Source organism: Povalibacter uvarum (genome assembly GCF_014202975.1).
Lineage (GTDB): Bacteria > Pseudomonadota > Gammaproteobacteria > Steroidobacterales > Steroidobacteraceae > Steroidobacter > Steroidobacter uvarum.
In genome coordinates, this window is the sequence record NZ_JACHHZ010000006.1 from 235003 (window position 1) to 248836 (window position 13834).

Sequence of the window (13834 nt, forward strand, 5' to 3'; positions counted from 1 at the left end):
TCACGGTGCAATGATATTGAACGATGGCGTGAACGTGGCGAGCATTCCCATCAGCTCGGACAGCTTTCGACCGTCGCCTTCGATCCGGATATCGCCTTGCTTCAAAGCCGTTGGCAGATCGATCTGACGCAAGCCGATCCGATCAAGGGTTGCCTTGGTCAGCGTGACTGTCGCGTCCGCGTTCGCATGTCTGCTGTTGTCGCGGTACGTCAGTACGCCGTTGCGCAGCGTCAGCGCGAATGATTCCTGTCGATCGCTGAATATCCAGTTGATGGTCATGTCGTGACCTTGCGCCTTCTCTGAATCGAGGCGCACGGCCATGAAGTCGAAGAACATGCCGGGTTCCAGTGCCTTGATCAGGTCCGCAGAGCTGCGCCCGGACTGCTGGCGCACACCGTTGCGCAGCTCCATCGCACCCGTGAGATACATGTTGCGCCACAGAGCGCTTTCCGACTGGTAACCCAACTGCTCAAGCGCCTCCGCTTGCGCTTCACGCGCCTTTGCGTTTTCCGGCTCCGCAAACACGAGGTGGTTGCCGAGCTGAACGGCCCATCGGTAATCGCCCTTCTCCATCGCCCCGCGAATCAACTCCAACACCTTCGCGCTGCCACCCAACGCCTCGACATAGCGTTTGCCGGCTTCGACCGGCGTCAGCGGGTCCAGGTTGGCAGGATTCGCATCGTAGAAACCAAGGTAGCGCTGGTACACCGCTCGCGCATTGAAGCTGAGCGTGCCGTAGTAGCCGCGGGTGTACCACTTGTTCTCCAGTTCGCCCGGAAGCCGCTGCATGGCTTCGGCGATCTCCGTCGGAGTCATCCCAAGATTCAGCAGGTGCAGCGTCCGGTCATTCACGAATGCATACATATCGCGCTGATCCGCCAGCAGCGTGCGAACGTGCTCGCCGCCCCAGGTCGGCCAGTTGTGCTGCGCGAACAGGACGTCAGTCTTCTCGCCGTAGCGCACCAGCGTTTCGTCGAGATAGCGGCTCCACGCCTTCGCATCGCGCACCTCGGCGCCGCGCGGAGTGAGGATGTTGTGCATCGCCGGCAGCAGGTTGTCGGCCATGCACAACGCACGCAGCTGCGGTAGATAGATGTTCATATCTGCCGGCGCCTCGGCTCCCTGCGTCAGCTGAAACTCGATCTCGATCCCGTCGATGCGATGAGTCTCGTAGTTCTGTTTCAACTCCACCGTCGGCGCGATAAGACTGATCGTGCCTCCGGCGGGAACCGTCTTCCCGAACCCAGTGTCCACCTGGCCGCGCTCGCCGCGGGGCGTGAGTGCCGCAGACTGATACTGCGCACGACGGAACATGGCGTTCCCCGCGAAGACGTTCTCACTCACCGTCTCCTGCATGAAACCGCCCGGCGCATAGATCGCTACCTTGCCGGCTTTGACGTCCGCCTCATCCACCACGCCGCGCACACCGCCGAAATGATCGATGTGACTGTGTGTATGAATCACGGCAACGACAGGTTTGCGTGGCCGGTGTTGATAGTAGAGATCAAGCGCCGCGCGTGAGGTTTCCATGACCGTCAAGGGATCGATGACGATCAATCCCGTGTCGCCTTCGATGATCGTCATGTTTGCCAGATCGAACCCGCGCATCTGGTAGACGCGTTCGGTGACCCGAAACAGTCCGGCGATCGTATTGAGCTTTGCGATGCGCCACAGGCTCGGATTTACGGTATCTGGACTCTGTTCGGCCTGCAGAAATTCGTACGAACGCAGGCTCCAGATCGTGTTGCCGGCGACGTCCTTGATTTCTCCTTTGAATGGCGCAATCAGGCCGCGCGTCGCCGATTCGTAGTCGCCGCGATCGTCGAGTGGCAGGTGCTTCAGCACTGCGGCGTTTTTCTCGACCGTCGCGCTGCTCGCGGGCTTTCCCTGCGTCGGAGAAGATTCAGCGGCTGCGGCCGTCCCAACGACCGAAGCCAGCACCACGGCGAGAATTCCCATGCGCAACATTGTTAGCCTCCAGAAAGCCTGCCTGCAGATCGCGGGATTCGCTTCGCGTTTGTAGCCTGACATTCCAGGACGGCTATGGCCAGCGCGAAATACCCCAGCAAGGCGCGCTCACAGGCAGAGACAGGTTCCGAGTTCAGACGAACGACGAGAAGCCGGTGAGTTGACGAGAGATCAGAAGCTTCTGAATCTCCGTCGTGCCGTCGGGAATCGGGATCACGATCGCTTCGCGCAACAGACGCTCGACCTGAAACTCTTTGGTGAGCCCGTTGCCGCCGTGCAGCTGAACGGCATCCCGGCACACCTTGACCGCCGATTCGGTCGCAAACCATTTCGCCATCGACGATTCGACCTCACAGCGAATCCCAGCATCGATGAGTGCGAAGGCCCGCAGGCACATGAGTCGCGAAGCATCGGCGAGCGTGGCCATCTCAGCAAGCTTTTCCGCGATCAGCTGATGCGAGGCGATCACTTTTCCGAACTGCTTACGCTCCTTCGCATACGCAATCGACTCCTCCAGAGACGCACGCATGAGACCAACGGACAGCATGCCGACGTGGGCACGTGCCTTCTCGAACACCTTCATCGTGTTCCTCAGGCCCTCGCCTTCCCCACCAATGACATTGGTCGCCGGCACACGGGCGTCGGTGATGAACACCTGTGCTGTGGACTGAGAGTTCATGCCGATCTTCTCAATGTTGCGCGCCTCGTAACCGTGCTCCCTGCGATCGATCAGGATATGCGACAGCCCCTTGTCGCTCGTGCGCGTGGTGCAGATGATGAAGTCCGAGTAGACGCCGTTGGTGATCCAGGTCTTTTCACCGTTGATGACGAAATGATCGCCGTCACGCACGCCGCGCGTCTTGATGTCGGCGACATTCGAGCCCACGTCGGGCTCGCTGATGCCAAAGCAGCCGAAGACCGTGCCGGCCAAGAGTCCAGGCAGATACCTATCACGCAAATGAGCCGGGGCATTCGTGACCATGAACTCCGCCGTTCCTGCGTTGATCATCGCGCACAGACCGATATCGCAGGAGACCGCCACGATCTCCTCGAACAGCATCGCCTTGGTGAGAAAGCTGAGCCCAAGACCACCGTACTGCGTGGGCACCGTGGTGCCGAAGAACCCGAACTCCGCGATCATCTGCTGGATCTCGGTCATTTTCTCCTTGGGAAGGAACCGGTCCCGATACTCGCGGGCGATCGGCTTGATCTCTGCCTGAAGAAATTTGCGGAAGCTGTCGACCGCGGCGCGTTGCTCTTCGGTGGGCGGGAAGAGATTCATGGTGGTGTCGTGTTCAATGAGGATGTGAGCAGCCGCTCAGGCGCGGCTGAAGATACCGACGTGCTCGGTGGACTCTTCCACGCGCCACAAACCACCACCGTTGCCCTGCAACGCAAAGTGGGCGTCCTCGACCTGACGCGGGCCGCAGTTACCTCGCAGCTGCTCGACCAGCTCGTAGATCTGTCCTATGCCGGTGGCGCCGATGGGATGGCCTTTTGACTCGAGCCCCCCGGACGGGTTGATGGGCAGCTTGCCGCCGATGGTCGTGTCCCCACGCTCGGCCATGACTCCGCTCGTTCCCGGTTCGCACAGTCCCAAGGCCTCGACCGCCAGCAGCTCACCGATGGCGGTCGCATCGTGCAGTTCCGCCACATCGATGTCTGACGGGCTGATGCCCGCCTGCTCGAATGCCAGCTTGCCCGCGAGATGCGTGCAGCCTTTGTCGAAGTCCTCAGCTGCGCGGGCCGACGCCGAACGCACAATGCTGGCCATCACCTTGACCGCGCGCTTGCGATCAAAACCATATTTCTTGAGTGCAGCCTCCGTGCACACGATCGCCGCGGCTGCACCATCGGAAATGGGCGAGCACATCGGCAGGGTGACCGGATAGGTGATGGGTGGCGCTGCGAGGATCTCCTCGATGCTCATCGGCATGCGGTACTGAGATCGCTCGTTGTGTACCGAATGGCTGTGATTCTTCGATGCGACGGCGGCGAGCTGGCGCTGCGTGACGCCGTAGCGCGCCATCAGTCCGCCACGACCGAGTGCCGCATACACATCCATGAAGCGGCTGTACGGCTTCGGTGATTGCGTTCCCGGCGGCGGCACGATGGACTTGCCCATCTCGGCCAGGTAGTTCGCATTGTCATCCGCGGTCTCGACATCCCAGGCGGAGTCGAATGCCGAGAACATCTTTGCCTTGTCGGCCGTGTACATCTTCTCTGCACCAACCGCGAGCACGACGTCCGTTGCTCCGGCCCGCAACTGGTTGACGGCAAGATTGAACGCGTGGCTCGAGGAGGCACACGCGCCTTCGAGATTGAAGATCGGAATGCTGTCGAAGCCCAGCGGCAGCAAGGCCACCTGGCCCCGAATCATGTGCTGGCCTTCAAAATGTCCCTGCGTACAGTTGCCGAAGAACGCCGCCTGCACCCACTTGCGATCACAGCCGGCGTCCTTCAACGCATCGCCCACGGCCCACGCCGTCAGCTGCTTGATCGACTTGTCGAGGTGTCGACCGAAGGTCGTCATGCCGACGCCGACGATGTAGATATCTTGCATGTCAGTAGCCTTTGAATCGAGGTTCGCGTTTCTCCACGAAGGCCTTGAGTCCCTCGCTCAGGTCGTAGGAACGCTGGTGATTGCGGCAGACGAGCTGTTCATGGCGCAGCGCATCCTCCACGGACTTGTCGAGTGCTTCGTTGGCGACGGCCTTCATGTTCGCCAGCACCAGCGGACTCTTTTTCGAGAGCTTGTCGCCAAGGCCCTGCACGCGGCTTTCCAGATCGGCGTCCGGGACGACTTCGTTGACGAGGCCGTAGTGCCGCGCCTCCACAGCGCTGATCGGGTCGCCCGTGAAAAGCAGATAGCGGGCCACGTTCTGCGGGATCTTCCGTGGCAGGATCGCCGCACCTCCACCGCCCGGAAAGACGCCGAAGTTGGAATGCGCATCTGCGAACTTCGCGCTCTCGCCGGCAATCACGAGGTCGCACGCGAGCACGAGCTCGAGTCCACCGGCGTATGCCAGTCCGTTCACGGCCGCGATCACCGGCTTTGGATAGCTGCGCAGTGTGTCGAAGAGTTCGACGATCACGTCGAGCAGGTCCTTCTGACCCGGCTCTCGTTCGGAAGCGGCTTTCAGATCCGCGCCCGCACAGAACGCACGACCGCGACCTGTCACGACGATGACGCGGACTTCCGCGTCGTTACGCCATTGCCCCAGCTTCTCGATGAACTGCGTGCAAAGTTCCTGCGTGAGGCTGTTCAGCGCGCTGGGACGGTCGAGCGTTACCCACGCAACTGCGCCTTGGCGCACGTGAGAAATCGTCATGCATGGCTCCTGACGGATGGTGGATTCAGGCCAGAGTAGCGATGCGGCCCTGCGCTTCCGACCCCTCTCGCTGAGGGGGATGCGCGACCACCTTGGCCGAGGGAGCGAGAAGCTGCCCTCGAAAACAAAGCGGCCTGTCGTCTCCGACAGGCCGCTACGTCGCGATGATCCGCTCGAACAGATATCAGAAGCGGAAGTTGGCCTGGACCGCTACCGATCTGCCCGGCTCTATGTAACGCATGGCTGCGAACCCGCCGCGCGTGAGACTGTTGGCCAGCGGCAAGTCCGCGCCGTACGGCATGATCCGTTCGTCGGTCAGATTCTTGCCCACCAGCGCGATGTCCCACGCGCTGTCGGCGCGACCGAATGAAATCCGTCCATTCAGCTTCGTGTATGCCTCCTGCGTCTGCTTCGGATCGAGGTTCGGCGAGGCGAAGTAGTCGCCGGTGTAGTACGCATCCAGCACCGTACGCAACTCGAAGCGGCTGCCCATCGGAATGCGATAGTCGGCCGATGCAGAAGCCGTCCAATCCGCAACGTACTGATTGGGTTTGCCGGCGTTATCGCACGTTACGCCGGCAGGTGCGGTCGCAGTTGATGGCTCGATCGGGCACGGAGCGCCCGAAAATTCCGTGAACTCGAAATCGGTCCAGGCCACCGCGGCGCTGAAGAGCAGATTCGACGTGGCGCGCCAGCGCGAATCGAGTTCCACGCCCTTGATCTCCGCAGCGCCTGCGTTTGACACGTTGTAGCTCACGCCGTTGAAGACACTGACCTGCAGATCGTCAAACTCGGTGTAGTACGCGGCCAGATTCACTTCGAGCTGGCCCGCGAACGTCATCTTCGCGCCGATCTCGTAGTTCTCCGCCTTCTCCGGCTCGAACTCGAACGATCCGCCCTGCCCCGGAGGGGCATTCGAGATGGAATCATACCCGCCACCCTTTGCGCCCTTGGTCCACGTTGCGTAGGTCATGACGTCGTCGGTGATGTCGTACTGCAGACCAACGGATGGCAGCACATGATCTTCGCTGCGCTCGTCGCTGATGTTGTGGGCCACTTTCTGCAGCAAGGACCGATTCAGGAAGGCCACCACTTCCGCCCGCGTATCGATACCGAGTGTGTAGAACGAAGGCGGGAGGCCGGCGATCACCGTCGTCGAGTCCAGCGGCGCACCATTCAGGTCGGTGTAACGGACCGCGCGGCTCGCCGTCTTGTCTTCCTTGGTATAGCGCAGGCCGACGTTGCTGCGCAGCGCATCGGTGATGTTCCAGGTTACGTGCACGAAGCCGGCATAAGACTCGCTTTCCTGGCTGAACGTGCGCGGACCATCGGTATCGGAGAGCTGCGACGCAGCCGTCGCGCCCACCTGCGCCGTAAGAATCGGAATCAGGAGCGTATTCGAGTAGAAAGGAATCTTGGTCAGCGAATCGAGTTCGGTCTTCTCCCAGTACACGCCGGCGAGATATTCGATCCTGCCACCCGTGGGTGACGTCAGCCGCAATTCCTGGCTGACCTGCTCGAACTCCTCGTCCACCGACTGTACGAGAACCGGTGCGCCAGTAATGTCGGCGTCAGTGCTCTCGCCGAACTCGTACTCCGAGTAACCAGTGATCGCGGTCAGCGTGTGCTCGCCGAGCTGCCAGTCGACAAAGAAGCCGTACTCATTCATCTCGTTGTCGCTGAACTCGGCAGCATCCGCCGATCGCTTGCCGTCGGGAAAATTGTTCAGCACGCTCGCATCGGCACCAAGGGCGCGCAGGGTCTGCGCGTACGTCGCTGTCACAGGGCGCGTTGCTGACGGCAATGCAGCCCGATCATCGACGACCTCGTAGGGGCGACCCGTCGAGTCGAACTTGCTGTGTTCGGCTTTCAGCGCGAGTTCGACGTTGTCCGTCAGGTCGAATTCCAGCCAGGCGCGGACCTGCGACTCTTCCTGCTCCGATTCATCGACCAACTTGGTCAGGTTCTCGATGTTGCCGCCATACTCCCGGTAGCGTGCGGCAACGCGGCCGCGCAAACGATCAGTACCCAGAGGCCCCGAGAGCACACCCGTGTAGAGTTGCTCGTCGTACTCCGGCTCGTACAACGCGCTGACGGAGCCCTCGAAAGAGCCGGTCGGGCGTGCACTCGTGATATTCAATGCGCCGGCCACGCTGTTCTTGCCGAACAGAATGCTCTGTGAGCCGCGCAGCACTTCGATTCGCTCCAGATCGAGGAACGGCGTGCGCGCCTGCTGGCCGCGACCGCGATACAGGCCGTCGACATACGTGCCGACCGATTGTTCGAAACCTGCGTTGGTGCCGGAAAAAATGCCGCGGATGGAGATGGCATTGCCCTGCGGCGTCGGCTGCATGAGGAAACTGGGAGCATAGTTCTTCATGCCCTCCAGGCTGACGATGCCAGCATCCTGCAGCTTGTCTGCAGAGATCGCGGTGATCGCGATCGGGACATCGGAAAGCGACTCCTCGCGCTTCTGCGCGGTCACCACAACTTCTTCGAGCGAACCCGCCTCGGCTGCTTCGGGTTGAGCGTTCTGTGCGCCGGCGGCGCTACCGAGCAGCACAAGTGAGATCGCGGTGACAAGGTCGCGTCGCGCGACTCTATTCAGATCGGACATTCATTCCCCCCGTGGTGTTAAAACACCAGATCCCTGCGTAGTGTGGTTTATGGATCGAAACCTACAAGGGCACTGGCGCGGAGGTTAGCAAGCGATCTTTGTGGGGTTACCCCCCCCAGTTGAGGAGTCAGGGAGTGCCTGCATTGTGTTGCGGCTTTCCTACTACGTTCTGGACGCGCTCGAAGCGTCGGGTGTACAAGGCGGGTCCCGCGTTTGTTCACGCGCGTCACACGCGCCGAGCGCCGATGAGTCTCAACAAGCTGCTGGTCTCGACCAAGTTTTCGCCGCCGCGCGTCGGGTCCCGCTATGTGCAGCGCAAACAACTTCTCGAAGCGCTCGAGGGCGGCAAGAACTGCAAGCTCACGCTCGTCAGCGGCAGCGCAGGCTTTGGCAAGACCATTCTGCTCGCACAATGGCGACAGGAACTGATGAAGGCTGGCCTGCAGGTCGCCTGGCTGTCGCTCAGCCACGATGAAAGGCTGCTGCCCAATTTTTGCGCGCACTTGTTCGATGCACTCGCCCGCCTCGGCGTCCCGCTCGATGAAGAGGTGCTGCTGGCTGGCGATGGCAGCGCATCGATCGACGGCATCGTTGCCGCGCTCGTCAATGGCCTTGCCGCAATCGATGACGATCTCTATCTGATCCTGGATGACTGTCACCACGTCGAGGATCCATTGGCGCATCGGCTGATCCAGAAGCTGCTCGACCATGGCTCCGGCAACCTGCATCTCATCATCGCGTCGCGCTCTGCTCCGCCCCTGAGTCTTGCGCGGCTGCGTGTCATGGGCCAGGTCGCGGAAGTCGAGTGCGCGGATCTGCCCTTCGATCTCGCCGAGACGCGTGCATTCCTCGAACAGAACGTGAGCGGCATGCGCTTCAGCGCTGATGAAGTCGGCGAGATCCACAACGTGACGAACGGCTGGCCGGCCAGCCTGCAACTGCTCGCCATCTCGCTGAAGAGTCGGCCCGAGAACCGCGCGACCCTCCACAATCTGGGCGCGCAGTCCGCGAACCTGCAGAACTATCTTTCCGAGGATGTGGTGGCACGCCTGTCGGCAGAACTGGCGCAGTTCATGGAATCGATCTCTATCTGCCGACGCTTCAATGCTGCGCTTGCCGAGGCAATCACCGGCAACAAGAACACTGCGCTGCTGTTGCAGCAGATCGAGGACGAGAACCTGCTGATCATGCGAGCCGAATCGGAGGATCGTTCGCCGTGGTACCGCTTCCATCCGCTGTTTGCGGAGTTCCTCATGGCTCGTCTGGAGCGGCGCGGCGAAGAGGCCGTGAATGCACTGCATCGCCGTGCCAGCTTGTGGTTTGCAGAGAAGGGGCTGATCGTCGAGGCGCTGCGCCATGCGACTCTGGGCCATGATGTCCCTTCGGCGGTGTCGATCACCGAGCGCACCGCACAAGGTGCCTGGAGCGTGCGGCATCTCGGCCCCATGCTGCACCTGGTGAACAATCTCTCGCCGGAAAGCATCGCGTCGCATTCGCGCCTGCTCTATCTCGGCGCGCTCACACTGGCGATCACCGGGCGGCACAATCGGGCGGCGGCATGGATCGAGCAGATGCGCTCCGGCGATTCCATGAACACTCGCGACACCGTCTTTCGCGTCGCGCTCGCGAGCGCCCTGAGCGCCTTGCAGAGAGACGACACTGCGAAGGCCATCGACTATCTCGAACCTCTGCGCAGCGACGACGCCACGAGCGCGTTCGAACGGAACATCTTCGTCACCACACTTGCGACTTCTCTGGCGGCCGCTGGCCGCTATGCCGACGCGCATCGCCTGCTGGATGCCCATCCTCATGCAACGGATGGGGATCGCGACGACACAGGGCTCCTGCTCGTCGCCGGCTGCCGCGACATCATCTTCCTGATCGAAGGCAAGGTGATCGAAGCAGAGCGCGCATCCATCTATACGCGCGCACTCGCATCCTATGGTCGGGGCTCGGTCTGGACCAGCATGAGTGCTGCGACGCTCGCGAGCGTGCTGTACGAGCAGGACCGGATCGAAGACGCTCGGGAACTGCTCGCGAACCGACTGCATATCGTCGGCGCCTCCTCACCGGAGATCATGACCCGCGCAGTCCTGTGCCAGGCGAGGCTGGACTGCCTGCAGGATTCGGCGGAGGCCGCACTCGCGCTGCTCGAACGACAGGCGGCCTTCTTTCGTTCGATCGGGCTCGATCGTCCTTTTGTCTATACCGGCGCGGAGCAGGTACGCATTCTCGTTGCGAAGGGTGATGTACAGAGCGCAGCCGATGTGACCGGACGCCTCGAACAGATCGCCGGATCGCATGTCGGCGCGGGCGGCTTTCGTGCGGAGATTCCGGCGGTCGCTGCCCTGGCACGCGCTCGTGTTGAACTGGCGAACGGCCGACACGATGCGGCCATGCAGGCCATCGAGACCGCAAGAGCGATAAGCGACAGGCTCGACCGAGGCTGGCTGAAGACCGTATGCCGACTACTCGCGGCGACGACGCTGTGCGTCGCGGGCCGGACGACCGAAGCATCGGTTGAGTTGATCGACGCGCTACGCATCGGACAGCAGCTCGGCCTGACTCGCACCTTCGTGGACGAAGGAGAATCGCTGTATCAGCAGATGCAGAGAATGCAGACCGGAGGCGCCTTCGATGAGTCGATCGCGAAGTATGCGCAGCAAGTCCTCAATAGCTTCGAGGGGGCTCGACGCACGGCAACCACAGCTGACGTGAGTGCCGAGGGCAAGGCGGCACTGACGCCGCGAGAGATGGAGATGGTCGGCCTGATTGCAGCCGGCATGTCGAACAAGCGCATCGCACAGACGCTCAACATTCGGCTCGAAACCGTGAAATGGAACCTCAAGAACGTGTTCGTGAAGCTCAAGGTGTCGAGCCGCTATGACGCGACGATCCGTGCGCGGCGACTGGGCCTGATCAAGTGACGGTGATCGGCAGCGGCATGCCTGGCGACCACCCTCGTCGTAACCGCGTTCAGATCTTCCCCATCGCCACGGCGCTCTGCAGCATGGCGTTGTCCAGCAACAGCTCGCCTTCGCGGTTGCCGATGGCGTCGAAGCGCGCCGCGACCGTTTCCGGGGTCGACTCTTCGCTCGTGACCTGGATGCCGCGTGTGAGCGTGATGTAGGCACGCTCGACGCCGCCCGCGCCGGCAGCCAGCGTGGCCCTGTTCGGTGCGCCCTCACTCACTAGGTACAGCGCGGTCGCGACGACAGCCTCGGGACCCATCTTCGACAGCAACTCCGGCGGAAGGATGTCTTCGGTCATGCGCGTCGCAGCTGCCGGCGCGATCGTGTTGACGTGCACATTGCTCTTCGCGCCTTCGATGCCGAGCGAGCCCATGAAGCCGACAAGAGCAAGCTTTGCCGCAGCGTAATTGCTCTGGCCAAAATTCCCATAAAGCCCGGTGCCCGACGTCGTCATCAGAATGCGTCCGTACTTCTGCTCCCTCATGATGTCCCACACCGCCTTTGTGCAGATGACCGACCCCATCAGATGCACTTCGAGGACGGTACGGAAGTCCGCCATCGTCATCTTTGCAAAGCTCTTGTCGCGCAGAATGCCGGCGTTGTTGATGAGGATGTCGATCCGGCCCCACTTGTTCTTTGCTTCGGCGACCATCGCAGCCACACCGGCCTCGTCGGTCACACTGCAGCCGCTGGCGATTGCTTCGCCGCCGAGTTTCACGATCTCGTCGACGACCGCCTGCGCCGCACTCGATGAGCTGCCCGTGCCGTCGCGTGCGCCTCCAAGGTCATTGACGACGACCCGGGCGCCGCGGCGTGCCAGTTCCAGCGCGTATTCGCGGCCGAGCCCATTGCCTGCACCGGTGACGATTGCAACCCGATTGTCGAAACGAATGGCCATGGGACGGTCAGCTCCTGCAGTTGAGGATCGGGAGACTAGCAATGGCCCGCGGCGCAGCTGTACCTCCCTTAAAGGGGGGGCCCATCCCTTACCCTTGACGAAAATCAGGCAATGGAAGACAGATATCGGCCTTATGCTTTGCGGCCCCAAAATCGGCCGTGCCCCCTCCGGGAGAGGTGGGGTGTGATCGCAAGACGCCCGGTAACCTCGGTTCACAGGGCATCGCACGCCACGAGACACACGTATGAAAACGAACTTTGCACAGCAGACGGCGCAACTTGCACGGCGCTATGGCGATCGCGAGGCACTGGTCAACATCGAACGTGGCCGCCGCTACACCTGTCGTGAGCTGCATCTGCTCACCAATCGCATCGTCAACATGATGCGCGAGCGCCTTGCGCTGCGGCGCGGTGATACCTGGCTGTGCATTCTCGAAAACGACAACCTCTCGCTGCTGCACGCCTGGACGGCACTGAAGAGCGAGGCCGCCGCAGCCTGGACGAACTACCGAGACTCATTCGACGAGCATCTCTGGCAGATCGACCACATCACACCGAAAGTCGTGTTCGTCGAGAGCGCACTGATCGATCGCTACTACGCGCCGCTGCGTTCCCGCGGCATCACGATCGTCTGCATGGACCGTATCACCGAGCCCCGCGAGGGCCTGCAATCCTTCTGGGATCTTCTCGAAGACGTTTCAGACGCCGATCCGGGTATCGAGAGCGATATCCACAAGGATGTGCTCATTTATCGCTTCACTGGCGGCACGACCGGCCGAGGCAAATGCGCGCAGTACACCATGGACAACTGGCTGGCGAGCCGCGACAGCCTCTACGCGCCGCAAGAGCAGTACTTCGATTGTGAGACGCGCAATCTCATCATGGCACCGATCAGCCACGGCGCCGGTCTCGGGACGATTGCAGTCTTCTTTCGCGGCGGTTGCTGTGTTACCCAGAACACGCCAGACCTCGCGCAATGGTGCCGCAATATCCAGAACGAGAAGATCACCCTCTCCACCCTGGTCCCCACCCTGCTCTATCGGCTGCTCGAGCTGGAAGAATCGAAGAGATGCGATCTTTCCTCGCTGCGTACGCTGTTCTACGGCGCTGCGCCGATGAGTCCGCCCAAGCTGCGCCTGCTGCAGGAGCGCTTCGGCAACATCTTCGTCCAGAGTTACGGGGCGACGGAATCCTTCTCCATGATTGCGCTGCTGCTGAAGAGTGATCATGTCAGCGGGCCCGATGGCGCGCCCGGGCATCTCGCTTCGGCCGGCTGCATCGCAGCCGATGTCGAAGTCCGGATTGTCGACGACAACGGCGCCACCGTGCCGGACGGCGAAACCGGAGAAATCTGGATTCGCTCGCGCAGCACCATCTCTGGCTACTACGGCAATCCGGAAGCCACCCAGCAGGAGTTCAGCGACGGCTTCTGGAAATCCGGCGACCTGGGTTATCGCGATGCGCAGGGCTATCTCTATATCGTCGATCGCAAGAAGGACATGATCATCACCGGCGGATTCAACGTGTACGCGATCGAGGTCGAGAATGCGATCAGCACGTACCCGGGCGTCATCATGTCCGCGGTGGTCGGCATGCCCCATCCCGAATGGGGCGAAGCCATTCACGCGGAAGTCATTCTGCGCGCCGGCACGACGGCGTCCGCCGAGCAGATCATCCAGCACGTCAAGGACCGGATCGGGAAGTTCAAGGCGCCGAAATCCGTCACCCTTGTCGATGAACTGCCGCTCAGCGCGGCTGGCAAGGTACTGCGGCGCAAGGTCCGCGAGAAGTACTGGAAGGACCAGGCGCGACGCGTTGGCTGATGGAAGACAAGCAGACTGTGGCGGACAGCCGTTGACGAGCTGCGCCAGCAGAGAGCCTGGCTTGCATGACCGCTGAGCTCATCTCACGCCGTGACATCGACTTCCTGCTCTACTGAAGCGACTCATCGCAGCCACGATCGAACGCACCGGCGCGTCGGACCTGACACCGTTGGCCCAGTCGACCGGACTTGCCTGGAGATGCAGCCGGCCTGGTTCTGAAGACAG

At 61.7% G+C, this 13834-nt stretch carries 8 protein-coding genes; 2 read left to right on the forward strand and 6 right to left on the reverse strand.

What is annotated here, in order from left to right; all coding sequences use genetic code 11:
• The 5 genes from HNQ60_RS23370 to HNQ60_RS23390 all read right to left on the reverse strand — a co-directional run bounded on the left by HNQ60_RS23370 (position 1) and on the right by HNQ60_RS23390 (position 7917).
• Complete coding sequence (locus tag HNQ60_RS23370; protein ID WP_184335193.1) at positions 1-1968, reverse strand: alkyl/aryl-sulfatase; 1968 nt, start codon at positions 1966-1968, stop codon at positions 1-3.
• A 133-nt stretch (positions 1969-2101) separates the two neighbouring features.
• Positions 2102-3250, reverse strand: coding sequence for an acyl-CoA dehydrogenase family protein (locus tag HNQ60_RS23375; RefSeq protein ID WP_184335194.1), 1149 nt, complete (start codon positions 3248-3250; stop codon positions 2102-2104).
• A gap of 36 nt (positions 3251-3286) precedes the next feature.
• Entirely contained in the window at positions 3287-4531 is a 1245-nt protein-coding gene (locus tag HNQ60_RS23380) for a thiolase family protein (RefSeq protein ID WP_184335195.1), read from the reverse strand.
• Position 4532: 1 nt separating this feature from the next.
• A complete protein-coding gene (locus HNQ60_RS23385) occupies positions 4533-5300 on the reverse strand; it encodes an enoyl-CoA hydratase/isomerase family protein (protein ID WP_184335196.1) in 768 nt (255 codons plus the stop codon).
• A 184-nt stretch (positions 5301-5484) separates the two neighbouring features.
• Entirely contained in the window at positions 5485-7917 is a 2433-nt protein-coding gene (locus tag HNQ60_RS23390) for a TonB-dependent receptor (RefSeq protein ID WP_184335197.1), read from the reverse strand.
• Positions 7918-8162: 245 nt separating this feature from the next.
• Between HNQ60_RS23390 and HNQ60_RS23395 the strand changes: the two genes are divergently transcribed.
• Complete coding sequence (locus HNQ60_RS23395) at positions 8163-10844, forward strand: LuxR C-terminal-related transcriptional regulator (protein WP_184335198.1); 2682 nt, start codon at positions 8163-8165, stop codon at positions 10842-10844.
• A 49-nt stretch (positions 10845-10893) separates the two neighbouring features.
• Here the strand turns inward: HNQ60_RS23395 and HNQ60_RS23400 are convergent, their stop codons facing one another.
• Positions 10894-11787, reverse strand: a complete 894-nt coding sequence (locus HNQ60_RS23400) for an SDR family NAD(P)-dependent oxidoreductase (protein WP_184335199.1) — start codon at positions 11785-11787, stop codon at positions 10894-10896.
• Between the two features lie 244 nt (positions 11788-12031).
• Here HNQ60_RS23400 and HNQ60_RS23405 point away from each other — a divergent pair, with 244 nt between their 5' ends.
• Positions 12032-13609 (forward strand): class I adenylate-forming enzyme family protein, encoded by a 1578-nt coding sequence (locus tag HNQ60_RS23405; RefSeq protein WP_184335200.1) that lies wholly within the window; start codon positions 12032-12034, stop codon positions 13607-13609.
• The last annotated feature ends 225 nt before the right edge of the window (positions 13610-13834 follow it).

Bases quoted from the DNA above. Each gene is read 5' to 3' on its own strand.
- HNQ60_RS23395 (WP_184335198.1), top strand. From the start codon at position 8,163: ATGAGTCTCAACAAGCTGCTGGTCTCGACCAAGTTTTCGCCGCCGCGC.
- HNQ60_RS23370 (WP_184335193.1), bottom strand. From the start codon at position 1,968: ATGTTGCGCATGGGAATTCTCGCCGTGGTGCTGGCTTCGGTCGTTGGG.
- HNQ60_RS23375 (WP_184335194.1), bottom strand. From the start codon at position 3,250: ATGAATCTCTTCCCGCCCACCGAAGAGCAACGCGCCGCGGTCGACAGC.
- HNQ60_RS23385 (WP_184335196.1), bottom strand. From the start codon at position 5,300: ATGACGATTTCTCACGTGCGCCAAGGCGCAGTTGCGTGGGTAACGCTC.
- HNQ60_RS23400 (WP_184335199.1), bottom strand. From the start codon at position 11,787: ATGGCCATTCGTTTCGACAATCGGGTTGCAATCGTCACCGGTGCAGGC.
- HNQ60_RS23390 (WP_184335197.1), bottom strand. From the start codon at position 7,917: ATGTCCGATCTGAATAGAGTCGCGCGACGCGACCTTGTCACCGCGATC.
- HNQ60_RS23405 (WP_184335200.1), top strand. From the start codon at position 12,032: ATGAAAACGAACTTTGCACAGCAGACGGCGCAACTTGCACGGCGCTAT.
- HNQ60_RS23380 (WP_184335195.1), bottom strand. From the start codon at position 4,531: ATGCAAGATATCTACATCGTCGGCGTCGGCATGACGACCTTCGGTCGA.